We start from the raw sequence: 21,920 nt of genomic DNA on the forward strand, positions 1-21,920 counted from the left end.
GCGCAGGAACGCCCGTCAGGACGCCGCGCGCACCTCGACCCCGGCCTCGCCGAAGGTCAGCTTGCACGTGTCGGCACGGTAGGTGGAGACGGAGACCGCAAGCGGGCCCTCCGCCGAGAAGTAACGCGTCGTCAGCACCAGGACCGGGACGCCCGGCGGGCGCTCCAGCAGCCGGGCGGGCTCCTCCTCCGCCACGCCGAGCTCGACCGAACGGGACTCGCTCTCGACGGGCAGCGCCTGGAACTGCTTGAGCACCGCACGCGCACGGCTGGAGTCGGCCAGGAAGCCGGGGACGTGCGGCATGACCGTTCCGGGCACGAACAGCGTCTCGGTACCCACGGCCTGACCGGCCGTCACCCGCACGCGGCGGACGCTGTGCACGGCCGAGCCGGGCTCCAGGCCGAGCGCCTGGGCGACCGCCGTCGGCGCCGGGCCGACACCGCAGTCGACGATCCGCCAGGTGTCCGGACCGACTGACGCGTCAGGGCCGACCGACGTGCCGACGCCGGCAGACACGCCCGGGACGGTCGACTGGCCGACCGGGACGCCGATCCGCGGCGCGGCGATCAGCGTGCCGATGCCGCGGCGGCGGACCAGGCGGCCCTCCAGCTCGAGCTGGTCCAGGGCCTGGCGCAGGGTGGCCCGGGCGACGCCGAAGCGGGCGGCGAGGTCACGCTCGTTCGGCAGCACCTCACCGGTGCTGAACTCGGCGTCGATCGTCCGGACCAGCACCGTGCGCAGGTGCCAGTACTTCGGCTCCGGTGCCGCCTCGGTCGCTGTGGTCCCCACCCTGGCCTCCGCCCGTGAGCGCCGCCCTGTTCGCAGGACCGCGATTATGAGCCCTTATTTATTAAAGGACTTTGCAGTAAAGCCGACGATAGGGGCCCCCAGGGCATTGGTCAAGACCAATGGTCGAGGCCCAGATAGTGGCCCAGTCCCTTGCGTCCGTTGCGCATCATCCAGGCGTGGTTGACGCGGAACGCCGGACGTCCCGGCACGGCGAGGGCACGCATCAGCGGCTTGGTGACCTCGACGTCCTCGTGGAAGACGGCGACGCTCGCGCCGTCGCCACGGCTGGTCACCGTCCAGCGGGTGAGGCCTTCCAGGTCGCCGGTCAGCCGGGCCTCCAGCACCCCGGCGGCCGGGTCCTGTCGCGCCTCGTGCGCCACGACGCTCAACTCGTACGGCAGCAAGGAGCGGAAGCGCATCCGCCCGCTGGTCTCGGTCAACTGCCGGACCTCGAGTATCTCCGGCCACCAGACGGGATAGCCGCGCGGATCGGCGAGCACCTGGTAGACACGGTGCGGCGGAGCGGCGAGGTCCCAGACGGAGAGGAAGCGGTAGCGGTGCAGGGGCGCGGCCATGCGCCCAGTGTCGGACCGTCAGACCGGCAGGTCGAGGCGCCCCTCCGGGGTCAGCGGGAAGCCCGGGTTGTGGCAGAGCTCCCACAGGTGGCCGTCCGGATCGGCGAAGTAGCCGCTGTAGCCGCCCCACTCCATCGCGACCGGGGCCTTGACCAGGTCCGCGCCGACGGCGAGCGCATGCGCCATGGCGGCGTCCACCTCCTCGCGGCTGCCGAGGTTCTGCGCGAGGGTCACCCCGCGGAAGGTCGGCTCACCACCGTCGGGGACCCCCGCGTCGGCGGCGAGCTCCTCGGTCGGGAAGAGGCCCAGCACCGAGTCCGCGGTGCGGAACCACGCGATCACCCCCTCCTGCGAGGCGGAGGACAGCGGCCAGCCGAGGTCCTGGTAGAACTCGATGCTGCGCTCCAGGTCGGAGACGCCGAGCGTGACGATGCTGATCCGGGCGGGAAGGCTCATACGGGTCAGGCTAGGACGGGGTCGGCGATCGGGCCGGGTGCGACATCCGGCAGGATCGGATCCGGCACGACGCGACCAGCAGCAGCACCGATTCCTCGCAAGGAGCTCCAGATGACCCAGCCCCAGCGCCTCCCCTTGGTCGCCGCCGTCGGCGAGCGGACGCCCAAGGTCAGCGACGAGGCCTTCCTGGCCGTCAACGCGACCGTGCTGGGCGACGTGACGCTCGCCCCCGGCTCCGGCGTCTGGTACGGCGCGGTGCTGCGCGCCGACAACGAGTCGATCACCGTCGGCGCGGACAGCAACGTCCAGGACAACTGCACCGTGCACGCCGACCCCGGCTTCCCCGCCGTGCTTGGCGAGCGGGTCTCGGTCGGCCACAACGCCGTGCTGCACGGCTGCACGGTCGAGGACGACTGCCTGATCGGGATGGGCGCGACCGTCCTCAACGGCGCGGTCGTCGGGGCGGGTTCGCTGGTCGCGGCCGGGGCGCTGGTGACGCAGGGGATGCAGGTCCCGCCGGGCTCCATGGTCGCCGGCGTCCCGGCAAAGGTGCGCCGCCCGCTCACCGACGAGGAGCGCGCGCACATCAAGCTGAACGCCGAGTGGTACGTCGCCCTCGCCGAGCAGCACCGCGGCATCGGCGCGTAGACGGGCGGCATCACTTAGTGTCGTCGGCATGACCGACGACACCCACCGCTCCGTCAGCATCGAACGCACCAGTTCGGGCCACTACACCGCGACCAACCCGCGCGGCGGCACCATCAGCTTCGGTTCCTCCGGGACCACCGAGTTCTCCCCGGTGGAGCTGCTGCTCGCCGCGATCGGCGGCTGCACGGCGATCGACGCGGACGTCGCCACCAGCCGCCACACCGAGCCGGACGGCTTCACCGTGACGGTGAGCGGCGACCGGATCAGCGACGAGCTGGGCCAGCGGATGACGAACCTCGCGGTCACCTTCCACGTCAGCTTCCCCGAGGGCGAGGCGGGCGACCGCGCCCGCGCGATCCTGCCGCGCGCCGTGAAGTCCTCGCACGACCGGTTCTGCACCGTGAGCCGCACCGTCGAAACCGGTACCCCGGTCACCTCGACGATCGCCGAGGACTGACGGGCCGCTCAGGAGCAGCGCCGTTCGCGAGCAGCGCCGACCGGAAGCCGTGCCGTTCGGGATCGGCTCAGCTCCGGCTGCCGTTGAGGTAGGCGAGGACGGCCAGCACACGGCGGTTGTCGTCGTCCGAGGGCTGCAGGTCGAGCCGGACGAAGATGGACGCCGTGTGCTTGGCGACGGACCGCTCGGTGATCACCATGTGCTGGGCGATCGCGGCGTTCGAGCGGCCCTCCGCCATCAGCGAGAGCACCTCCCGCTCGCGCGGGCTGAGCAAGGCGACCGGCCCGGCGGAGGAGTTGTGCGTGAGCAGGCGGCTGATCACCTCCGGGTCCATCGCCGTGCCGCCCGCGGCGACGCGTCGGACCGCGTCCAGGAACTGGTTGCCGTCCATCACCCGGTCCTTGAGCAGGTAGCCGATCGCACCGCTGCCGTCCGCCAGCAACTCCCGTGCGTAGAGCGGCTCGACGTACTGCGACAGGACCAGGACCGGCAGCCCGGGCAGCTCCTGACGGGCTGTCAGTGCGGCGCGCAGGCCCTCGTCGGTGAAGGTCGGCGGCAGCCGCACATCGACCACGGCCAGGTCGGGACGGTCCGCCCGGAGCGCGTCCAGCAGCTCCTCGCCACTCTCGACGGCCGCGGTGACCTCGATCCCGTGCGCTTCCAGCAGCCGGGTCAGGCCGTCGCGGAGGAGGAAGAGGTCTTCGGCGAGAGCAACGCGCACGGGATCTCCAGGCTGGCGATGGTCGGGCCGCCCGCCGGGCTGCTCACCGCGAGCAGGCCGTCGAAGGCGGCGAGTCGGCGCTCGACGCCCCGCAGGCCGGTGCCCTGGGAGGGGTCGACGCCGCCGCGGCCGTCGTCGGTGACGGAGATCCGCAGCACGTCGCCAGTATGGCCGATCTCCACCCAGGTCCGCCGCGCCTCGGCGTGCTTGGTGACGTTGGCGAGGAGCTCGCTGACGGCGAAGTAGGCGGCGGACTCCACGGCGACCGGGACCCGCCCCGGCAGCCCGCCGGTCACCTCCACGGGCAGCGGCAGGTCGAAGGCCAGCGCCTCGACGGCGTCCGCGAGGCCCCGGTCGGCCAGGACCGGCGGGTGGATGCCGCGGACCAGGTCCCGCAGCTCCCCGAGCGCCCGCGCGGAGCTGGACCGGGCCTCCGCCAGCATCGCCCGCGCCGCCTCCGGGTTGTCGTCGAAGAGTTGCTCGGCCGCGTTGAGCGCCATGCCGAGCGCGACCAGCCGGGCCTGCGCGCCGTCGTGCAGGTCGCGTTCGATCCGGCGCAGTTCGGCCGCACCGTGGTCGATGCTGTCGGCCCGGGTCCGGGACAGATGGTCCACCCGCTGGACGAGTTCCCGCTGCCGGGTCGGGCCGAGCAGCGTCCGCGCGGCGTGGTCGTGCAGGCGCAGCAGCACCGGTGCCCCCCAGAGCGCCAGCAACGGCGCGAGCCACAGCTCGACTCCGAAGAGCACGACGGGCTTGGCGGTGAACCGGCCGTTCGGCCCGAGGTGGTTGAGCAGCAGCGGCGCCACGATCAGCACGACGCCTCCGGCGAGGACGAGCGCCGCGCTCAGCACCACCCAGGCCAGGTCGCGCCAGGAGGCCGGATCGCCGAGCCAGCCGAGAAGCCGCCCGCGCCAGCGCTCGACGGGTGACGCCCCGTCGGGGAACTCCCGGTAGGGGGAGGCGATCCGCGTGCCGCTCCAGTGCGCGACCAGTCTCCGGTGCTCCGACGCGACCCACCGTGAGGAGAGGATCCCGAGCGGCAGCAGCAGGACCGCGACCCACACCACGCCGTGGTGCCCGCCGGGCGGGCCGCCGTCGTAGCAGGTGACCGCCGAGACGGTCAGCACCCCGGGGAGCAGCAGGACCGCACCGGCGGCCCGGCCGCCGCCCCCGGTCGCCCAGCTGAACCCCCAGATCACGCACGGGACCGCCGTGATCAGCAGGCCGAGCCACAGGTGCAGGTGGTCGCCGAGCACGTCCGTCTGCGCGTGGCCCGACGCGTTGAGCACGAGCAGCGGAGCAGCCGCCACCGCGGCCCCGCCGGCCAGCGTCAGCGCGACCAGGTACGCCGCGCGGAGCGGCGCGAGCAGGGTGCGCCACAGCCGGGTGTCGGCGGCGGGCGGTGCGGGCGGACTCACGGGGGCCTCCGGTGCTGGTCTCGTCGGTGCGCGCCCGGCTCCCGGCTCGGGCGTCCCGCCAAGTCTGCGCCGACGTCGCACCGGGCCGCGCCGGGCGCAGCCACCCAAGATCAGGTGTACCTGGGTACACCCCCGCTCCACCGCTCAACCGTATGTCGACGGTCCCGCCCGGATTCCTAGCCTCGTCCTCGTTCCGGCGTCACGCAATCAACGTCACGCGAGCAACATCGCGCATCGCGCAATCAACGTCACGCAAGCAGAGAACCACCGGAGGAACCGTGTCCGTGCCGATCGTCGCCGTCCGCGACGTGACCAAGACCTACGACCCGACCGGCACCGCCCGGCCGGCGCTCGACGCCCTGGACCTGGAGATCGCCCCTGGTGAGGCGGTCGCCGTCCTCGGGCGCTCGGGCAGCGGCAAGTCGACGCTGCTCAACCTGGTCGCGGGCCTGGACCGGCCGAGCTCGGGCAGCGTGACTGTCGACGGCATGAGCCTTGCCGGCCTGAGCGAGGCAGCGTTGGCGGCGTTCCGGCGGGAGAAGGTCGGGATGGTCTTCCAGTTCTTCAACCTGCTCGACGACCTCACCGTGCTGGACAACGTCCTGCTGCCGGCCCAGCTGGCCGGGATGCGCCGCGCGCAGGCCCGCGCGCGAGCGACGGAGCTGCTGGAACGGCTCGGGATCGACCGGCTCTCTCGCTCGTGGCCCGGCGGGCTCTCCGGTGGCGAGCGCCAACGCGTGGCAGTGGCACGGGCGTTGATGAACCGGCCGGCGTTGCTGCTGGCCGACGAGCCGACGGGCGCGCTGGACACCGCCTCGGCCGCCGACGTCCGCGAGCTGCTCCGGGCGCTCCACGCCGAGGGCCAGACGATCGTCCTGGTCACCCACGACACCTCTCTCGCCGCCTCCTGCGCCGAACGGATCGTCGAGTTGGCCGACGGCCGTCTGGTGCGGGACGAGCGCACGGGTCTGCAGCCAGAGGACGGCACACAGCAGGACGTCACGGGGCAGGACGTCACGCGGCAGAGCTCGTCGGCGGTGACGGCATGAGCGCCTTGGGAGGGGTCGTCCGCTCCGGCGTCGGCCGCAAGCGGGTGCAGACCCTGGTCATGGTGCTGACCACGATGACGGCGGTGACCGCCTGCCTGTTGGCCGCCGGTCTGCTGCTCGCCTCACGCGGGCCGTTCGACCGCGCCTTCGGCGCACAGCACGGCGCACACCTCGCCCTCCGCTTCGACGGGACCGAGGTCGACGCCGCCCAACTCGCCGCCACCGCCCACGTGCAGGGCGTCACCGCCACGGCCGGGCCCTACCCGGCGGTCACGCTGCACCCGACCGTGGGCTCCGACGCGTTCCTCCCGGCCGGTGACCCGCTGCCGGCGACCACCTTGGTCGGCCGCCCGATCGACGGGCCGCTGGACGACCTCCGGGTCACGGAAGGGCACTGGCTCACCGGTCCCGGCCAGGTCGTGCTGCCGGACGGCAACTCGCCGCTGACCCTGGGTGATCGCATGGCCTTTCCCGGTCTGCCCGGACACCCGAGCCTGACCGTCGTCGGCCTGGCCGCCTCGGTGACCGGCAGCGCCGACGGCTGGGTCTCCCCCGCCGAGATCCCCGCCTTGACCGCCCACGGCACCGTGCCGGACCAGCAGATGCTCTACCGCTTCGCGGACGCGGGCAGCGCCACGCAGCTCGACGCCGACCGCGCCGCCGTCGCCGCCGCGCTCCCGGCGGGCGCGGTGACCGCAGCCGACTCCTACCTCGACGCGCGGCAGTCGGCCGACAAGACGTCAGCCACCTTCGTGCCGTTCCTGGTGGCCTTCGGCGTGCTCGGACTCTGCATGTCGGTGCTGGTCATCGGCGTCGTGGTCAGCGGCGCGGTGGCCGCCGGGCGTCGGCGGATCGGCATCCTCAAATCACTGGGCTTCACCCCGGCGCAGGTGGTGCGCGCCTATCTGGGCACGGCGCTGATCCCGGCCGGTGTCGGCGCGGTGCTCGGCGTGCTGTTCGGAAACGCGCTGGCGATCCCGTTGATGGGTGTCACCGACAAGGCGCTGAACAGCGTCTCCACGGGCATCCCGGTCTGGCTCGACCTGGTGGTCCCGCTCGGGACACTGGCCGCCGTCGCCGGCACGGCGCTTGTCCCCGCCCTGCGTGCCGGACGGCTGAGCACGGTCGAGGCGCTGACCGTCGGACGCGGCGCACAGACCGGGACCACCGGCCGGGCCGTGCAGCAGGTGCTGGCCCGCTGGCCGCTGCCGCGCGCGCTGAGCCTGGGCCTCGGCAGGCCGTTCGCCCGTCCCGGCCGGGCCCTGACGGTCGCGGCGGCGGTGACGCTGGGCACGGTCGGGGTCACCTTCGGCGTCGGGCTGGGCATCTCGCTGGACGGCGTCCAGCAGGGCATCAGCCAGGACAACGCGGGTGCCGTGATCATCCTGCCGGGCATCCCGGCGCCGGGTTCCAAGCCCAAGGTGGTCACCGCCGCCGGCCTGACCCGGGCCGCCGCCCTGATCAGCGCCCAGCCCGGCACCGGCGCCTGGTTCAGCACCACGACCGACCGCCTGGACCTGGCCGGGCACACGGGCCAGGCGCAGGTGGTCGCCTACCAGGGCGACTCGTCCTTCGGCGAGCTCCAACTGGTCTCCGGCAGCTGGTTCCAGGCGCCGGGCGAAGCGGTCGCGCCGTCCAGCTTCCTGAGCGCCAACGGCGTCCGCGTCGGCGACACCGTCACCCTGGCCGAGGGCGGTCGCACCGCGCGGGTCCGCATCGTGGGCGAGGTGCTCTCCCTCCACGACGAGCTGCTGACCGACCGCTCCTCGCTGGCCCCGCTCGACCTCGACTACCTCGCCGGGATGACCCAGTTCGACATCGCCCTCAAGCCGGGCACCGACCAGGCGTCCTACGCCGACGCACTCAGCCGGGCGCTGGCTCCCTACGGCATGGCCGCCATCCCGAACCAGGAGCCGCCGAGCGTGGTGGTGCTGTCCATGGACACCCTCGCCCTGCTGCTCACCTTGATGCTGGTGGCGGTGGCCGGACTGGGCGTGCTCAACACCGTGCTGCTGGACACCCGGGAGCGGGTGCACGACCTGGGCGTGCTCAAGTCCCTGGGCATGGCCCCGCAGCAGACCGTGGCGATGGTGCTGACCTCGGTCAGCGTCAGCGGCCTGGCGGCCGGGCTGGTCGGTGTGCCGATCGGCATCGCGCTGCACGACGCGGTCCTCCCGGCGATGGCGCGCGCGGCGGGGACCGACGTCCCGGGCGTCGACCTGGCGGTCTACCACGCGCCCGAGCTGATCCCGCTGCTCCTCGGCGGCCTGGTGCTCGCCGCGCTCGGCGCGCTGGCCCCCGCGACCTGGGCGGCCCGCACCCGGACGGCCACGGCGCTGCGCACGGAGTGATCGGGGCCGTTGTCGTCGGGGCTGTTGTCGTCGGGGCAGTACCCCGGCGTGGGGATCCGGACCCTAGAATCGTTGCACTATGAACCAGGTTTCGGGTCCCCGCTTCCGCAGCATGGTCGCCATCGGCGACTCCTTCACCGAAGGCATGTCCGACGACGTGCTGCCGGACGGCCAGTACCGCGGCTGGGCGGACCGTGTCGCGGAGCGCCTGGCCGCCGAGCTCGACGGCCAGGCGGACAGCAAGGGCGACGGCGACGGCGAGCCCGACGGCGACCGCTTCCGCTACGCGAACCTGGCGGTGCGCGGCAAGCTGATCGGCCAGATCGCCGACGAGCAGGGCGACGCCGCCGTCGCGCTCGGCGGTGAGCTGGTCACCCTCGCCGGGGGCCTCAACGACGTGATGCGGCCCGGCTGCGACATCGACCACGTGGAGCGCACGCTCGGCGCGCTGGCCGCGCGGATCGCGGCCGAGGCGCGGCAGGTCGTGATGTTCTACAGCGTCGACCCCAGCCGCCGGATGCGTGGCAGTGCCCGGCTGATGCCGCAGATCCTGCGACTGCAGGGATTCGTCCGGCAGTTCGCCAACCGCCACGAGAACATCGCCGTGGTCGACCTGTTCCACGTCCCGGCCTTCGACGACCCGCGGATGTGGGCCGAGGACCGCCTGCACTTCTCCGCCGAGGGCCACCGCCGGGTCGCCGAGGCGGTGCTGCAGGCGCTCGGCTTCGAGCCGTCCTTCGACTGGCGCGAGCCGCTGCCACCGGCTCCCCCGGTCCCCCGGCTCACCAAGCTCGGCGACGACCTCCGCTGGATCCGCACCCACGTGCTGCCGTGGATCGGCCGCCGCCTCACCGGCAGGTCCAGCGGCGACAACCGCCCCGCCAAGCGTCCGACGCTGGACGCCTTCCCGGACTAACGCTCGGCCTGCCGGAGCTGGTCGAGCAGGTGGTCACGGTCGGCCAGCACCTCGGTGAGGACGCGGCGTGCGGCGGCCAGCAGGTCGGCGACGTCGGAACCGGCCAGCCTGTAGCTGACGGTCGACCCGTCGCGGACCGACACGATGATCCCGGAGCGGCGCAGCACCGCCAACTGCTGGGAGAGGTTGGACGGTTCGATCTGCAGGTCCGCGAGCAGATCGCGGACCGGACACGGACCGCCACGCAGAAGTTCCAGCACCCTGATCCGGACGGGATGGCCCAGGAGGCGGAAGAACTCGGCCTTGACCTGGTAGAGCGGCGGCGCCGCCATCACACTTCCAGTCCCTGTTCGATCACCAGCAACCGTCGCCGGGCCATCACCTGGTTGGCCCGCTGCCGGTCGAGCGCCAGGTAGAGGAAGAGTCCCGCCCCCGTCAGCATCGCTTCTTTGAGCGCAGTGTCCGTACTCGCCATGGCCCGTGACCCTAGGATCCAAACTCCGCACCAGTTACCGGAATTGAAGAACACTGCAATCGTTCATCTGTGCCTGTGTAGGATCCGCGGTCGCCGCCGCGCCCCGCTCAATCCGGCCAGGACAGGGAGCGGCCCAGGGCCGCGAGGACCGCGGATGGGACCGCGGAATCTGTCAATCCGTCAGACCCGAGCACGACCGCCGCGCCCACCGACAGTGCGAAATCGGACATTCCGTTTCAAATGCAAGCTTTACTTCGTGGTCATGATCGGTTCGTGGTTGCGAAACACTGCTTCGGCAACATGGCAGCATGAAGCAGTCTCATCTCACCCACCACGCCAACTCCTCTGCCGGTCACCCGAAGCACCGCTGGCGCAGAGACACGGTCGAGCTCTCCGCAGTCTTCACCGCAGTCGCGGTGGCCGATTTGGTCGCGAACGTGGTCGTGCACGGCCACGACGGTCCGGTGCTGCTGTTCTCCTCAGCCGTCGCACTCGTGGCCACAGCCCTGGGGCACAGCTGGTGGACACACCGGCACACACACGCCCCACCAGGCGTGATCACCTCGGTCGCGGGCAGTGAGGCGCCCGGGGAGGAGCTCGCCGCGCCCACCGCCGCCACGCCGCCGGAGGAGGTGGCGCTGTGGCGGATCCGCGCCACGGTCACGGACGCGCCGGGCAGTCTGGCCACGCTGTGCCGGGCACTGGCGGACATCCCGGTCAACATCGTCTCCATGCAGGCCCACCCGCTCGCCGAGGAGACCGTTGACGAGTTCGTCGTCCGGGCGACTCCGGAGCTCGCCGCGCAGGAGCTGACCCGGGCGGTGGTCGCGGCGGGCGGCACCGAGGTGTGGCTGGAACGCGCCGACGCCCACGACCTGGTCGACGTGCCGACCCGCGTGCTCACCATGGCCACCCGGACCGCCCAGGACGCCGCCGAACTGCCGCTGGCGCTGCGGCAGCTGTTCGGACGGTGCCGGATCCGCTCGATCCCCGGCCGCGAGCTCGCCGAGGACGAGCTGGACGGCGCGGTGATGCGGCTGCGCGACCCGGCCGGCGGTGTCCTCGAACTCAAGCGCGAGCAGCCGGCGTTCACCCCGACCGAGTTCGCCAGGGCGCGGGCGCTGATCGAGCTGGACGCCCGGCTCGGCCCCCGGATCCCGCACACCCGCCAGACGCTGCGCCTGCTCGGCGCCCCCCACGGGTCCGCCGAGGGCGCCGAGGGCGGCGAGATCTCCGTGCGCCGCGCCGAGCCCCGCGACCGGGCCGCCGCAATCGCCCTGCACGAACGGTGCAGCACCCGGACGCTCCGCCAGCGCTACCACGGTCCGGTCGGCGACGCCGACCGCTTCCTCGGCCACCTGCTCGACCCGCGCCACGGCCAGACGCTGGCCGTCGAGGCCGAGGACGGCCGCCTCGTCGCCCTCGCCCACCTGCTCTGGGACGACGACGCGGCCGAGATCGCGGTCCTGGTCGAGGACGCGTGGCAACGCCGCGGCCTGGGCGGAGTCCTGGTCCGCCGCCTCACCGAGCTGGCCCGCCGCGCAGGACTGGCCGAGGTCTACGCCGTGACCACGTCCGCCAACGCAGGCATGATCGCGACGCTGCGTCAACTCTCCGTGCCGCTCGACTACCACGTCGACGAAGGCACGCTGGTGATCACGGCCCACCTCGCCGTCCCGCAGCCCACGTCGGCCGGGTCGGCCGCGTCGACTGTGTCTGCCGCGTCGGCCTCAGCCGCCGCGTCGATTACTCGACGGTGACCGACTTCGCCAGGTTGCGCGGCTTGTCCACGTCCCGCTCAAGCGCCACCGCCGCGTAGTAGGCGAGGAGTTGGAGCGGGATGCCGAGCAGGATCGGGTCCAGCTCCGGCTCGTTCTTCGGGATCAGGATCGCGTCCTCGGCGAACTTCGGGTCCGGCGCGGTGTGACCGACCATCAGCACCCGGCCGTGGCGGGCCCGGATCTCGCCCAGGGTGGTGAGGTTCTTCTCCACCAGCTCGTCGTCCGGCACCAACGCGACGGTCGGCAGCTCGGGGCCGATCAGCGCCAGTGGGCCGTGCTTGAGCTCGCTGGCCGGGTAGGCCTCGGCGTGGACATACGAGACCTCCTTGAGCTTCTGCGCGCCCTCGCGGGCCACCGGCCAGCCGCGCACCCGGCCGACGAACATCATCCCGGCGTTGTGCGCGTACTCGGCGGCCAGCTTGGCGATCCGGTCCTCGCCGGCCAGGATCTGCCGGATCTGGCCGGGCAGCGCCTTCAGGCCCGCGCAGATCCGGCGGCCGTCGGCGGGCGAGAGGTCGTGGACGCGGCCGAAGTGCAGCGCGATCAGCGCGAAGGCCACGGCCGTCGAGGTGAACGCCTTGGTCGAGGCGACCGAGATCTCCGGCCCGGCGTGCAGGTAGACGCCGCCGTCGCACTCGCGGGCGATGGCGCTGCCGACCGTGTTGACGACGCCGAGGACCCGGCCGCCCTTGCGCTTGATCTCCTGGACCGCGGCCAGGGTGTCGTAGGTCTCGCCGGACTGGCTGACCGCGATGTAGAGGGTGTCCGCCTCGATCACCGGGTTGCGGTAGCGGAACTCGGAGGCCGGCTCCGCGTCGGCGGGGATCCGGGCCAGCTCCTCGATCAGCTGGGCGCCGAGCTCGCCCGAGTAGTACGCCGAGCCGCAGCCGAGGATCTTGACCCGGCGGAAGGCGCGCGCCTCGCGCGCGTCCAGGTTCAGGCCGCCCAGGTGCGCGGTGGCGAACCGCTCGTCGACGCGGCCGGAGAGGGTCCGCTCGACGGCTCCCGGCTGCTCGTGGATCTCCTTGATCAGGTAGTGCGCGTGCCCCGCGGTGTCGTAGGAGGCCTCCTCGATGTTCACCGTCGAAGGCTGCTTGGCGGTGGCGCGGGCGTCCTGGGTGAAGGTCTGGAAGCCGTCGGCGCGGACCGTGGCCAGCTCGCCGTCGTCCAGGTGGACGACCTGGCGGGTGTAGCGGACCAGCGCGGCCACGTCGGAGGCGGCGAACATCTCCTTCTCGCCGATGCCGAGCACGATCGGGCTGCCGTTGCGGGCGACCACGATCCGGTCGGGGTGCTCCGCGTCCAGCACGGCGATGCCGTAGGTGCCGACCACGCGGGAGAGGGCGGCACGGACCGCGTCCTCAAGCTCCTCGCTGTCCTTCGCACAGGCGGCGACCAGGTGGGCCAGCACCTCGGTGTCGGTCTCCGAGACGAAGACCACGCCCTCGCTCTCCAACTTGGCGCGCAGTTGGTCGGCGTTCTCGATGATGCCGTTGTGGACCACGGCGAAGCGCCCCGAACCGTCCTGGTGCGGGTGCGAGTTGACGTCGCTCGGCTCGCCGTGGGTGGCCCAGCGGGTGTGGCCGATGCCGGAGGTGCCCTTGCCGCGTCCCTTGGAAAGCATGTGCGCCGGGACGGCCGCGGCCAGGTCGGCGACCCGGCCCTTCTTCTTCACCGTCTTCAGTCCGCCCTTGGCGGCGACGGTGATACCGGCCGAGTCGTAGCCCCGGTACTCCAGTCGGGCCAGGCCCTCCAGCAGGATCGGGGCCGCGTCCTTGCTACCGATGTAGGCGACGATTCCGCACATATGAACTCTCCTCCGCGTCTCTCGCGTCTCTGCGTCGGCTCACCCGTAGACGATCCGGCGCAGTTGGCGGGCGGACAGCTCGGGTGCTGACACGCGCCGCTGCTGCAGCTCGGGACCGATACGGGCGAAGATCTGGTCGTTGGTCAGCCCGCGCGCCTGGAGCTCGCCGTGGCGGCGCCGCACGTACTCCTCGGTTCCCTCGCCGAAGTAGGCGAGCACGTCCGCGATGACGCGGGCGGCCTCACCGGGGCCGAGGGAGGTGGTCCGGAGCAGGTACTGCATCAGGTCGTCGTGAGGGTGGCTGGCCTGGGACACGAGGCACGACCTTACGCAGAGAGGAGTCGTTCACCAAGAATCCTGCCCGATTTCGGGCAGGACTTCGCGCTAACGGCCCTCAGCTCTCCCCGGAACTGCCCTTGGAGCCCCGCTCGGAACCCCGCTCGGAACCCCGCTCGGAGCTGGAACTCGGCTTGGAACTCCGACGACCCGCGACATACCAGGCCCCGCCCCAGAGCAGCAGCACCAGTACCGAGCCGGTGGGCACCCAGTTGCCCCACCGGTCATAGAGGGTGTCGCCGGTCGCCAGCGGGACCGTGTAGACGGTGGCCGCGCTGTCCGACTTGCCCAGCTCGGTGCCGACCTGCCGCCCGGCGGGGTCGTAGGCCACGCTGACGCCGGTCAGCGTCGCCTGGACGACCGAGCGCCCCGACTCGGCGGCGCGGAACGCGGCCAGCGAGGCGTGCTGCTCGGGCGCCCAGGTGCCCTGGAACGTCGAGGTGGCCGACTGGACCAGGATCACCTGCGCACCGCGCTGCTCCAGCGCGCGGCTCATGTCGGGGAAGGCCGACTCGAAGCAGATCAGCGGCCCGACCTTGAGCGTCCCGCCGCCGGGCGTCGGCACCGTCATCACCACCGGCGTGGTACCGCGTCGGCGGTCCACCGCGGCGGCCTTGGAGAAGTCCGAGACGAACCCGAGGACCGGCCGCAGCGGGATGTACTCGCCGAAGGGCACCAGCCGGATCTTGTCGTACCGCTGCCCGGTCAGCCCGTCCGGTCCGACGAGGACCGAGCTCTTGTAGATCCCGCCGAGGCCCGGCCGCACCGCGTCCACATTGACCAGCAGGTCCGCCCCGGTGGCACGGGAGAGGGCGGCGAGGTCGGCGGTGACGTCCGGATGGACCGTGAGGTCGTCGGCGACGCTGCTCTCGCCCCAGAGCACCAGATCCGGGTGGTCCGCCGCGAGCGTGGCGGTCAACTGCTCGCCACGGACGGTCCGGTAGCCCGTCGAGTCCACCGCCAGGCCCGGCTGGACCACGCCCACGGCGGCGCTGCTCCCCGTCAGCTTCGGCTGCGGCGCCCACGCGGAGACGGCGACGGTACCGAGCGCGAGGGAGACCAGCGTGAGCCATGCGACGTAGGACCGGCCCCAGGAGACGATCAGCGCGACGACGGCCGTGTTCACCGCCACGATCAGCAGGCTGTCCAGCCACACCCCGCCGACCGAGGCCAGCCGCAGCGCGGCGTGCTGCTGGTACTGGCTCGCCCCGAGCAGCCCCCACGGCCCACCCAGGTACTGCCAGGAGCGCACCGTCTCGGTCACCAGCCATCCGGTCGGCACCAGCACCAGCGCGGCGACCACCCGCCCGACGTCCGGGGTGCCGTGCAGCAGCCGGTGCACCAGCCAGCCCCACGGCGCCCAGATCAGTCCGAGCAGCGCCGCGATCGCCACGATGAAGACGCTCAGCGAGGGGATCAGCCAGCTCATCACGCCGATCAGGAAGCCGATCCCGCCGAACCAGCCCAGCTGCAGCGCCTTCCGGGGCGTGGCTGCGCCGCGTAGTACCAGCAGCAGCGGCACCAGACAGACGTAGGCGAACCACCACCACCCGGGCGCGGGAAAGATCAGCACAGGCAGCGCGCCGCAGAACGCCGCCAACAGCGGCTTGGCGCTGCGCCGGACGAGACGCCGGAGACGGGACGATCGAGGGCCGGCGGACGTGTCCGGGGGCGGCGGATCGCTGTGCCCGCCCAGCGGCTTTCTCCCGGTGACGACGCTCACGCTGATCCTCTTTCTCTTTCTCTCCCCCAAGGAAACGTGCCGGCCGCACCATCTTGCTGGCTCCGGTGCCTCCAGGTCCCAGTCTCCGACGCGATCACCGGTTGAGCACCTTGTTTGCAGGTCGTTCGCAGGGTGTTTGCGCCCTCGCATCCGTCGGCGCACCCTGGAGACGATGGGAGGGTGACATGGCATCACATCAGCAGCAACCCGGGCGCATCCGAACGGGTACACAGTTTGCGGCGATCACGGTCGGCGTGGTGGCGCTGGCCCCAGTCTGGCTCTTCGTCGGCTACCCGTTGGAACGCTCCTGGACCGGTCCGGGGCGTGCCTGCGGGAACCGCGTCACATTCCGGATCGCACGCCACCCCTTGGCGGTCGCTCTCAGCACCCCGATGCGCCTGGTCGCGGAACGCCTCCTCGGCCGCAGCCGCCGCACTCCGGGTGGCGAAGGCGGCCCACCCACCGCAGGCGACCGCTTCCCCCGCCGCCCGAAGCCGACCCTCCCGAGCGACGCGATCGCGCTGAGCGAGCCGGGCTCGCGGTAGCGGTAGCGGTAGGGGCGACGGCCGGTGAGACGGTCGGACCGGCGCAGTCGGCTGCTCGCTAGGGTGGCGGCATGACCAGCGACTTTCGTTCCGCCGGGCACGACGCAGTCGAGTTGCTCGCCGACTACCTTGACGGGCTGCCTGCGCGGAGCGTCTGGACACCGATGCCGGAAGCGGCGCGGGACGCGCTGCTTGACGCGCCGCTTCCGGAAGTGCCCACAGCACTGGACGCGCTGGTGAAGACGGTCGGCGAGACCGTGCTGCCGTACCCGATGGGTAACGGGCATCCGCGGTTCTTCGGGTGGGTCAACGCCGCGCCCGCGCCCGCCGGGGTGCTGGGCGCGCTGGCCGGGGCCGCGATGAACCCGAGCAGTGCCGGAGGCGACCACGCCGACGTGCATCTGGAGCGCACGGTCGTGCGGTGGCTGGCCGAGTTGGTCGGGTTTCCGCATCCGCCCGGTGGCGGGCTGCTGACCTCCGGGGCGTCGATGGCCACCATCGTCGCGCTCGGTGCCGCGCGCAACCGCGCCGCCGCGCGGCTCGGGGTGGACGTGCGTCACGACGGGGTCGCGGCGCTGCCGCCGCTGGTCGGCTACGTCAGCGCGGAGACGCACTCGTGCGTGCGCAAGGCCGCCGAGCTGCTGGGCATCGGCAGCAGGAACCTCAAGGTGGTCGCCACCGACACCGAGGGACGGCTGGATCCGGCCGCACTGCGGTCGCAGCTCGACGCGGACCGGGCGGCGGGGCTGGTGCCGTTCCTCGTCGTCGGCTCCGCCGGGACGGTCAACACCGGCGCGATCGACGACCTGGCCGCGCTCGCCGACGTCTGCGAGCAGAGCGCCGAGGGCATCTGGTTCCACGTCGACGGCGCCTACGGCGCGTTCGGACGGCTGGATCCGGTGTCCGCCCCGCGTTACGCCGGGCTGGAGCGGGCCGACTCGCTGGCGCTGGACCCGCACAAGTGGCTGGGCGTGCCCGTCGACTGCGGTTGTGTGCTGGTCCGCGACGCGGAACAGCTGCGCGGGACGTTCAGCCTGGTACCGCCCTATCTCCGTGACGAGGACGCCGGGGGCCTGGGCTGGTTCTCCGAGTACGGGATCGAGCAGACCCGCCCGTTCCGTTCGCTCAAGGTCTGGGCGACGATCGCGGCGGCGGGTCGCGAGGGCATCGTCCGCGACATCTCCCGCTGCTGCGCGCTCGCCCGCACGCTCGGTCAACTCGTCGAGCAGGAACCGGATCTGGAGCTGCTGGCCGCGGTCGAGACGTCCATCGTCGCCTTCCGCTACCGGCCGACGGGCGAGCGGGCGCTGCCTGCGGAGCGGGTCCAGCAGGTCAACGCGGCGCTGGCGGTCGCCGTGCAGCAGCGCGGGCGGGCCTTCGTCACCGGCACGGTGCTGGCCGGTTGCGAGGCGGTGCGGGCCTGTCTGCTCAACGCCGCGACCACGGAGGAGGACCTGCGGATCCTGGTCGACGAGGTGCTGACCGCAGGCGCGGCCCTCGGGACGGAACTGTGACAACAGCCCAGGAACCCCACAGGTCGGACGGCCCGTCTCCATGTACATGAAGATCAATCCTGCACACAGGGCCGGCCGTGCCGGTCTCGCTCTCCTGGGCGCCACGGCCCTCTGCCTCGCCGCCACCGCCTGTTCCGGCAACAGCGGTTCCGGCTCCGGCTCCTCGGCGACGGCCGGATCATCTGCGACGGCTTCCGCCTCGGCCACCGGCGGCTCGGGAGACACCGGCGGTTCCGGCGGCAACGGCTCGACCGGTGGCAGCAGCTCGACGGGCGGTTCCGGTTCCACGGGATCGACGGGCTCGACCAGCGGCGGCTCGACGGGCGGCGGTCAGGCGGCCGGAACGCCCACCTGTACCGGCTCGCAGATCACCGTCTCCGAGGGCCAGGGCGACGGCGCGGCCGGGCACAGCGCCGCGGTGCTGCTGTTCCACAACACCGGCTCGACCTCGTGCAGCATCTACGGCTACCCGGGCGTGGCCGCCCTGGACAGCGGCGGCCAGCAGGTCGCCCAGGCCACCCGGACCCTGCGCGGCATGATGGGCGGCGCACCGCAGGGCGCCACCGCGCCGACCGCCGTCGTGGTGGCCCCCGGCGCGACGGCCTCCGCCCGCGTCGAGGGCACGGACGTGCCCGAGGGCAACGCGACCAGCTGCCCGACCTACGCGGGCCTGCTGGTCACGCCTCCCGGAACCAAGACCTCGACGCGGCTGCCGATCCAGATGATGGGCTGCAGCGCCATCCAGGTGCACCCCGTGGTCCCCGGAACGACCGGCAACCAGGACTGACGCGGCGTCACAGGGGCGCGCTCGGCTACTCCGTGGTGAACTCGGCCATCATCGCCATGTCCTCGTGCTCCAGGTTGTGGCAGTGGAGCAGGAACCGCCCGGCGTAGTCGCTGAACCGGACCGCGACCTCGACGCCCTGGGCAGGGAGCACGTCCACGGTGTCCTTCCACCCGGCGTCGTACTCGCCGGGCGCGGTGTTGTTGCGGCTGACCACCTGAAACGGGTCCAGGTGTACGTGGACCGGATGGTGCACGTCGGTGACGAAGCGCCAGATCTCGACCTGACCGAGCTTGGGCCTGGCCAGCGAGTGGCCGGGCTGGTACTCCTGCCCGTTGATGGTCCAGCTGTCGGCCGACTTCTGGAAGAGAAAGGTACGGGTGGCCACGGCCTTGGCCGGGTCCAGCCGCTCGACGGTGGCGAGTTGCTCCGGCACCCGCGAGTCGTCGCTGACACCCGCGCTGCCGATGTCGAACCGCATCACCTCCGCCGTGCCGCCGCTGCCGAGGCGGTTGACCAGCCGGACGCTGCTCCCGGCCGGGTAGCGGGCGAAGTCGACCACGACGTCGAACCGTTCGGCCGAGGCCAGCTCGATGCCGTCGTGGGTGACGGACCGCTCCAGCAGACCGCCGTCGGAGCCGATCTGGACGAGCGCGCCGCCACCCGGCGGCTGCGGGTCGAGCTCCAGTCGGTAGCGGCGGGCGTTGGACGCGTTGAGCAGCCGCAGCCGGTAGCGGGCGCGGTCGACCTTGGCGACCGGCCAGGGCACGCCGTTGACCAGGATGACGTCGCCCAACACGCCGTTCATGTAGGTGTCCTGGACACCGGGCCGACCCTCGGACGGGTCCAGCGCCGGGTAGGCGAAGTTGCCGTTCTCGTCGAATGCGCGGTCGGCGATCATCAGCGGCAGCTCGCGCGGGCCCTGCGGCAGGCCGAGCGCGGCCTCCTCGTCGTCGCGGACCAGGTGGAACCCCGCCAACCCGCGATAGACGTGCGGGCCGGTGAAACCCATGGTGTGGTCGTGGTACCAGAGCGTGGCGGCGCGCTGCTGCATCGGGTAGACGTACTGGCGCTGCGGCGCGAAGGTCGCGGACGACATCCCCGGCATGCCGGCCATCCCGGCGTTGCCGCCCACCCCGGCCGCGCTGCCGCCGAGCGGGGTGATCAGGTCCAGCGGGTAGCCGTCGCTCTCGTGCGGGGTGTGGCCGCCGTGGAGGTGGACCACGGTGGCGTGCGGCAGTTCGTTGGTGTGGGTGACCACAGTGCGTCGGCCCGAGCGCGACTCGATGGTGGGGCCGGGGAACATGCCCTGGTAGCCCCAGACCTCGGTCTGACGGCCCGGCACCAGATTCGCCAGCCCCGGACGGGCGGTGATCTCGTAGTAGTCGGTGGTCGCGTCCGTGCGCACCGGCTTCAGCACCGACGGCACGGGCAGCGGCACCGCGTAGCGCGCGGGCAGCGGCACCTTGCTGCCGAGCAGCAGGCCCGGCTGGCCGTTCGGGATCAACCGCCCGAGCGCGGGCAGTCCCCCGGCGACCGCGCCCGCGCCGAGCACCGCGGCAGCGCCGATCCCGAGCATCCGGCGTCGACTCATCCCCGCCGCCACCGGGCCCGCCGCCCCCGCCTCAGCGGCGCTCATGCACCCACCTCGGCGGCTTGACCGGAGGCGGCCTCGGCCTCGTCGGCCTCGTTGGCCTGGTCGGCCTCGTCGCCAACAGTGTCGGCCGACGCGTCCGGCTTGAACGTGAAGACGTCCACGGCGAACTTCTCGGCCATCACGAAGATGCCCACGCCCAGGGGTACGTGCAGGATCAACACCCGGTCGAAACCGAGACTGATCTGCGCCGCGCAGGCCACGACCATGACGGCGTACTGGATCGCGAAGGAGTGCGGCCCGCCGGAGACCCGCCACACCAGCACACCGGCGATCGCCGCCAGCAGCGCCACCGTGGCCAGGATCATCGCCGCCAACATGTGGGCATTGAGCAGCGGGTAGAACCCCTGCAGGAAGCCACCGGCCAGCACCGGCTGCGCAACCGCGAGCAGGGCGACCAGCGCGGCGGTCACCCGCAGCGAAACGACCGGCCATCGGTGCGGGGTGGTTCTGTTCGACATGCGTATCCCCCAGGGAGGAGCGGAAACTCGTCTCTGGCGAGATACTCTCATATGAGATTGTTTTGACACCACCCCTTAGGCTGGACCTCGATGACGAACGAACCCTTCTCCCCGCCCCTGGGCATGATCCTGCGTCAGGCTCATGTCCGCGCCTCCCGCGCCTTCACCGAGGCACTGCGCCCGATCGGGCTGGAGACCTCGGGAGCCGGCCTGCTGCTCAGCCTGCACCAGCTCGGCCCGCTGACCCAGCGTCAGCTGATCGACCTGACCGGCAACGACAAGTCCTCGATGGTGCGTTACATCGACGGGCTGGAGCAGCGCGGCCTGGTGCGACGCCAGCCGCACCCGACCGACCGCCGAGCCCACCTGGTCACCCTGACCGACCCTGGACACGAGGTGCTGGCGCGGGTCAAGGAGACGGCCGAGCGGACCGACCAGCGGCTGGCACAGGGCCTGACGCCTGAGGAGACACTCACCCTCCGCGCCCTGCTGGCCCGTTTCGCCGCCTCCCCGGCCCCGGACGGCTCCCCCGAGCCAAGGTCGGCCAACTGACCCGCCGCTACTTGACCTGCGTCCCGCGCGCCGCGTCGTCCGCCGCGCCGCCACGGCCGACCAGGCCGCGCGGCTTCTCCGCGAACTCCGCCAGCCGCGAGCCCATCGCGCGCAGCTTGACGGGCCCCACCGCGCCGACGATCAGCGGCGTCAGGTGCCGCTGCGGCTGCATCGCCCGCAGCCAGGCCTGGGCGTAGACGTGGGTGGAGCGCCGGGCGACGCCGTCCGCGATCCGCTCGACGGCCGGGGCCAGCGGGTAGGTCTTGTTGAGCGGCCAGGGCAGGCCCGCACGCATGTCGCGCATGACGTCGTCCTCGTCCGCGCCGCGCACCATGTCGGTGTCGGTCCAACTGAGGTACCCCACACCGACCTTGACACCCTTGAGCGCCAACTCCGGACGAAGCGAGTGGGCGAGGGCCTCGACCCCGGCCTTGCTCGCGCAGTAAGCCGTCATCAACGGCGCGGGCGTGAGCGCGGCCAGCGAGGCGATCTGCAGGAAGTAGCCGCGCGAGGCGGTCAGCGCGGGCAGGAAGGCCCAGGCGGTGTTGGCGCTGCCGACCAGGTTGACGTCGATCACCCGCGTCCAGACGTCCGGGTCGGAGTCCATGAACGGCGCGCCGGTGGCGATACCGGCATTGGCGACCACCACGTCGATCTTCCCGTAGCGCTCGACAATCTCGTCCGCGACCGTGCGCAGCGCCTCGCGGTCCGTGACGTTCGCCTCCCACCACCCGACGTCGGGCCCGCAGGACTCGGCGACGGCGGCCAGTTCGTCGCGCTCCAGGCCGACGAGCGCCACCCTGGCACCGCGGGCGGCCAGCACCCGGGCGAGCTGGGCGCCGACCCCACGGGCGGCGCCGGTGATCACGGCGACCTGGGCGGCCATGCTGTGCTTGGACATCTCACGA

General features: G+C 72.4%; 23 protein-coding genes. 10 read left to right on the forward strand and 13 right to left on the reverse strand.

The genetic code is table 11. The annotated features are described in order from the left end of the window. Positions 1 to 15: 15 nt before the first annotated feature. The 3 genes from ABH928_RS19905 to ABH928_RS19915 form a co-directional block, all read right to left on the reverse strand. Entirely contained in the window at positions 16 to 789 is a 774-nt protein-coding gene (locus ABH928_RS19905; protein WP_370068245.1) for a GntR family transcriptional regulator, read from the reverse strand. Between the two features lie 110 nt (positions 790 to 899). Continuing rightward, positions 900 to 1,364, reverse strand: coding sequence for an SRPBCC family protein (locus ABH928_RS19910; protein ID WP_370068247.1), 465 nt, complete (start codon positions 1,362 to 1,364; stop codon positions 900 to 902). 18 nt (positions 1,365 to 1,382) lie between these two features. Further along, complete coding sequence (locus ABH928_RS19915; RefSeq protein ID WP_370068249.1) at positions 1,383 to 1,820, reverse strand: VOC family protein; 438 nt, start codon at positions 1,818 to 1,820, stop codon at positions 1,383 to 1,385. A gap of 111 nt (positions 1,821 to 1,931) precedes the next feature. On the opposite strand from ABH928_RS19915, the gene ABH928_RS19920 reads away from it, so the two are divergent. Both ABH928_RS19920 and ABH928_RS19925 read left to right on the forward strand, forming a co-directional pair. Then, the gene (locus ABH928_RS19920) at positions 1,932 to 2,468 is read left to right on the forward strand and encodes a gamma carbonic anhydrase family protein (RefSeq protein WP_370068251.1); all 537 of its coding nucleotides are present in this window, start codon (positions 1,932 to 1,934) and stop codon (positions 2,466 to 2,468) included. Positions 2,469 to 2,496: 28 nt separating this feature from the next. After that, entirely contained in the window at positions 2,497 to 2,925 is a 429-nt protein-coding gene (locus ABH928_RS19925; protein WP_370068253.1) for an OsmC family protein, read from the forward strand. Between the two features lie 67 nt (positions 2,926 to 2,992). Here ABH928_RS19925 and ABH928_RS19930 read toward each other — a convergent pair whose 3' ends face one another. Together ABH928_RS19930 and ABH928_RS19935 are read right to left on the reverse strand one after the other, a co-directional pair. Next, a complete protein-coding gene (locus ABH928_RS19930) occupies positions 2,993 to 3,646 on the reverse strand; it encodes a response regulator (RefSeq protein ID WP_370068255.1) in 654 nt (217 codons plus the stop codon). Next, on the reverse strand, positions 3,598 to 5,064 hold the full coding sequence (locus ABH928_RS19935; protein ID WP_370068257.1) for a histidine kinase: 1,467 nt from the start codon (positions 5,062 to 5,064) through the stop codon (positions 3,598 to 3,600). The genes ABH928_RS19930 and ABH928_RS19935 overlap by 49 nt, the downstream gene beginning before the upstream one ends. Positions 5,065 to 5,342: 278 nt before the next feature. Between ABH928_RS19935 and ABH928_RS19940 the strand changes: the two genes are divergently transcribed. The 3 genes from ABH928_RS19940 to ABH928_RS19950 all read left to right on the forward strand — a co-directional run bounded on the left by ABH928_RS19940 (position 5,343) and on the right by ABH928_RS19950 (position 9,380). Then, positions 5,343 to 6,113 (forward strand): ABC transporter ATP-binding protein, encoded by a 771-nt coding sequence (locus tag ABH928_RS19940; RefSeq protein ID WP_370068259.1) that lies wholly within the window; start codon positions 5,343 to 5,345, stop codon positions 6,111 to 6,113. Next, the gene (locus tag ABH928_RS19945) at positions 6,110 to 8,464 is read left to right on the forward strand and encodes an ABC transporter permease (protein WP_370068261.1); all 2,355 of its coding nucleotides are present in this window, start codon (positions 6,110 to 6,112) and stop codon (positions 8,462 to 8,464) included. Before ABH928_RS19940 ends, ABH928_RS19945 begins: the two co-directional genes overlap by 4 nt. 79 nt (positions 8,465 to 8,543) lie before the next feature. Then, the gene (locus tag ABH928_RS19950) at positions 8,544 to 9,380 is read left to right on the forward strand and encodes an SGNH/GDSL hydrolase family protein (protein ID WP_370068263.1); all 837 of its coding nucleotides are present in this window, start codon (positions 8,544 to 8,546) and stop codon (positions 9,378 to 9,380) included. Here the strand turns inward: ABH928_RS19950 and ABH928_RS19955 are convergent. Together ABH928_RS19955 and ABH928_RS19960 are read right to left on the reverse strand one after the other, a co-directional pair. Then, the gene (locus ABH928_RS19955) at positions 9,377 to 9,712 is read right to left on the reverse strand and encodes an ArsR/SmtB family transcription factor (protein ID WP_370068265.1); all 336 of its coding nucleotides are present in this window, start codon (positions 9,710 to 9,712) and stop codon (positions 9,377 to 9,379) included. The two genes, ABH928_RS19950 and ABH928_RS19955, sit on opposite strands and share 4 nt — an antisense overlap. Next, positions 9,712 to 9,855 carry a hypothetical protein gene (locus tag ABH928_RS19960; protein ID WP_370068345.1) on the reverse strand — a complete coding sequence of 48 codons (144 nt, stop codon included), beginning with the start codon at positions 9,853 to 9,855 and terminating at the stop codon, positions 9,712 to 9,714. Before ABH928_RS19960 ends, ABH928_RS19955 begins: the two co-directional genes overlap by 1 nt. 308 nt (positions 9,856 to 10,163) lie before the next feature. Here ABH928_RS19960 and ABH928_RS19965 point away from each other — a divergent pair, with 308 nt between their 5' ends. Next, on the forward strand, positions 10,164 to 11,615 hold the full coding sequence (locus tag ABH928_RS19965) for a GNAT family N-acetyltransferase (RefSeq protein WP_370068267.1): 1,452 nt from the start codon (positions 10,164 to 10,166) through the stop codon (positions 11,613 to 11,615). Here the strand turns inward: ABH928_RS19965 and glmS are convergent. The 3 genes from glmS to lnt all read right to left on the reverse strand — a co-directional run bounded on the left by glmS (position 11,602) and on the right by lnt (position 15,502). Further along, the gene (gene glmS, locus ABH928_RS19970) at positions 11,602 to 13,443 is read right to left on the reverse strand and encodes a glutamine--fructose-6-phosphate transaminase (isomerizing) (protein WP_370068269.1); all 1,842 of its coding nucleotides are present in this window, start codon (positions 13,441 to 13,443) and stop codon (positions 11,602 to 11,604) included. The two genes, ABH928_RS19965 and glmS, sit on opposite strands and share 14 nt — an antisense overlap. 39 nt (positions 13,444 to 13,482) lie before the next feature. Further along, positions 13,483 to 13,725, reverse strand: a complete 243-nt coding sequence (locus ABH928_RS19975) for a hypothetical protein (RefSeq protein WP_370068343.1) — start codon at positions 13,723 to 13,725, stop codon at positions 13,483 to 13,485. Positions 13,726 to 13,837: 112 nt separating this feature from the next. Next, positions 13,838 to 15,502 (reverse strand): apolipoprotein N-acyltransferase, encoded by a 1,665-nt coding sequence (gene lnt, locus ABH928_RS19980; protein ID WP_370068271.1) that lies wholly within the window; start codon positions 15,500 to 15,502, stop codon positions 13,838 to 13,840. A gap of 185 nt (positions 15,503 to 15,687) precedes the next feature. Between lnt and ABH928_RS19985 the strand changes: the two genes are divergently transcribed. The 3 genes from ABH928_RS19985 (at position 15,688) to ABH928_RS19995 (ending at position 18,348) form a co-directional block, all read left to right on the forward strand. Further along, on the forward strand, positions 15,688 to 16,047 hold the full coding sequence (locus ABH928_RS19985; protein WP_370068273.1) for a hypothetical protein: 360 nt from the start codon (positions 15,688 to 15,690) through the stop codon (positions 16,045 to 16,047). A 71-nt stretch (positions 16,048 to 16,118) separates the two neighbouring features. Then, positions 16,119 to 17,561 carry an aspartate aminotransferase family protein gene (locus tag ABH928_RS19990; protein ID WP_370068275.1) on the forward strand — a complete coding sequence of 481 codons (1,443 nt, stop codon included), beginning with the start codon at positions 16,119 to 16,121 and terminating at the stop codon, positions 17,559 to 17,561. 46 nt (positions 17,562 to 17,607) lie between these two features. Further along, entirely contained in the window at positions 17,608 to 18,348 is a 741-nt protein-coding gene (locus tag ABH928_RS19995; protein WP_370068277.1) for a DUF4232 domain-containing protein, read from the forward strand. A 25-nt stretch (positions 18,349 to 18,373) separates the two neighbouring features. On the opposite strand, the gene ABH928_RS20000 is transcribed toward ABH928_RS19995, so the two are convergent. After that, the gene (locus tag ABH928_RS20000) at positions 18,374 to 19,984 is read right to left on the reverse strand and encodes a multicopper oxidase family protein (protein ID WP_370068279.1); all 1,611 of its coding nucleotides are present in this window, start codon (positions 19,982 to 19,984) and stop codon (positions 18,374 to 18,376) included. Continuing rightward, entirely contained in the window at positions 19,981 to 20,460 is a 480-nt protein-coding gene (locus tag ABH928_RS20005; protein WP_370068281.1) for a hypothetical protein, read from the reverse strand. Before ABH928_RS20005 ends, ABH928_RS20000 begins: the two co-directional genes overlap by 4 nt. Positions 20,461 to 20,550: 90 nt before the next feature. On the opposite strand from ABH928_RS20005, the gene ABH928_RS20010 reads away from it, so the two are divergent. Continuing rightward, positions 20,551 to 21,012 (forward strand): MarR family winged helix-turn-helix transcriptional regulator, encoded by a 462-nt coding sequence (locus ABH928_RS20010; protein ID WP_370068283.1) that lies wholly within the window; start codon positions 20,551 to 20,553, stop codon positions 21,010 to 21,012. Between the two features lie 7 nt (positions 21,013 to 21,019). On the opposite strand, the gene ABH928_RS20015 is transcribed toward ABH928_RS20010, so the two are convergent. Continuing rightward, complete coding sequence (locus tag ABH928_RS20015) at positions 21,020 to 21,913, reverse strand: SDR family oxidoreductase (RefSeq protein ID WP_370068285.1); 894 nt, start codon at positions 21,911 to 21,913, stop codon at positions 21,020 to 21,022. Positions 21,914 to 21,920: the final 7 nt, after the last annotated feature.

The organism is Streptacidiphilus sp. MAP5-3 (assembly GCF_041262505.1).
GTDB lineage: Bacteria > Actinomycetota > Actinomycetes > Streptomycetales > Streptomycetaceae > Streptacidiphilus.

Excerpts from the sequence above, each read along its gene's own strand:
- ABH928_RS20005 (WP_370068281.1), bottom strand. The coding sequence starts at position 20,460 with ATGTCGAACAGAACCACCCCGCACCGATGGCCGGTCGTTTCGCTGCGG.
- ABH928_RS19925 (WP_370068253.1), top strand. The coding sequence starts at position 2,497 with ATGACCGACGACACCCACCGCTCCGTCAGCATCGAACGCACCAGTTCG.
- ABH928_RS19960 (WP_370068345.1), bottom strand. The coding sequence starts at position 9,855 with ATGGCGAGTACGGACACTGCGCTCAAAGAAGCGATGCTGACGGGGGCG.
- ABH928_RS19920 (WP_370068251.1), top strand. The coding sequence starts at position 1,932 with ATGACCCAGCCCCAGCGCCTCCCCTTGGTCGCCGCCGTCGGCGAGCGG.
- ABH928_RS19945 (WP_370068261.1), top strand. The coding sequence starts at position 6,110 with ATGAGCGCCTTGGGAGGGGTCGTCCGCTCCGGCGTCGGCCGCAAGCGG.
- ABH928_RS19985 (WP_370068273.1), top strand. The coding sequence starts at position 15,688 with ATGGCATCACATCAGCAGCAACCCGGGCGCATCCGAACGGGTACACAG.
- ABH928_RS19915 (WP_370068249.1), bottom strand. The coding sequence starts at position 1,820 with ATGAGCCTTCCCGCCCGGATCAGCATCGTCACGCTCGGCGTCTCCGAC.
- ABH928_RS20010 (WP_370068283.1), top strand. The coding sequence starts at position 20,551 with ATGACGAACGAACCCTTCTCCCCGCCCCTGGGCATGATCCTGCGTCAG.
- ABH928_RS20000 (WP_370068279.1), bottom strand. The coding sequence starts at position 19,984 with ATGAGCGCCGCTGAGGCGGGGGCGGCGGGCCCGGTGGCGGCGGGGATG.
- glmS (WP_370068269.1), bottom strand. The coding sequence starts at position 13,443 with ATGTGCGGAATCGTCGCCTACATCGGTAGCAAGGACGCGGCCCCGATC.
- ABH928_RS20015 (WP_370068285.1), bottom strand. The coding sequence starts at position 21,913 with ATGTCCAAGCACAGCATGGCCGCCCAGGTCGCCGTGATCACCGGCGCC.
- ABH928_RS19965 (WP_370068267.1), top strand. The coding sequence starts at position 10,164 with ATGAAGCAGTCTCATCTCACCCACCACGCCAACTCCTCTGCCGGTCAC.
- ABH928_RS19995 (WP_370068277.1), top strand. The coding sequence starts at position 17,608 with ATGAAGATCAATCCTGCACACAGGGCCGGCCGTGCCGGTCTCGCTCTC.
- ABH928_RS19990 (WP_370068275.1), top strand. The coding sequence starts at position 16,119 with ATGACCAGCGACTTTCGTTCCGCCGGGCACGACGCAGTCGAGTTGCTC.
- ABH928_RS19910 (WP_370068247.1), bottom strand. The coding sequence starts at position 1,364 with ATGGCCGCGCCCCTGCACCGCTACCGCTTCCTCTCCGTCTGGGACCTC.
- ABH928_RS19955 (WP_370068265.1), bottom strand. The coding sequence starts at position 9,712 with ATGGCGGCGCCGCCGCTCTACCAGGTCAAGGCCGAGTTCTTCCGCCTC.
- ABH928_RS19950 (WP_370068263.1), top strand. The coding sequence starts at position 8,544 with ATGAACCAGGTTTCGGGTCCCCGCTTCCGCAGCATGGTCGCCATCGGC.
- ABH928_RS19975 (WP_370068343.1), bottom strand. The coding sequence starts at position 13,725 with ATGCAGTACCTGCTCCGGACCACCTCCCTCGGCCCCGGTGAGGCCGCC.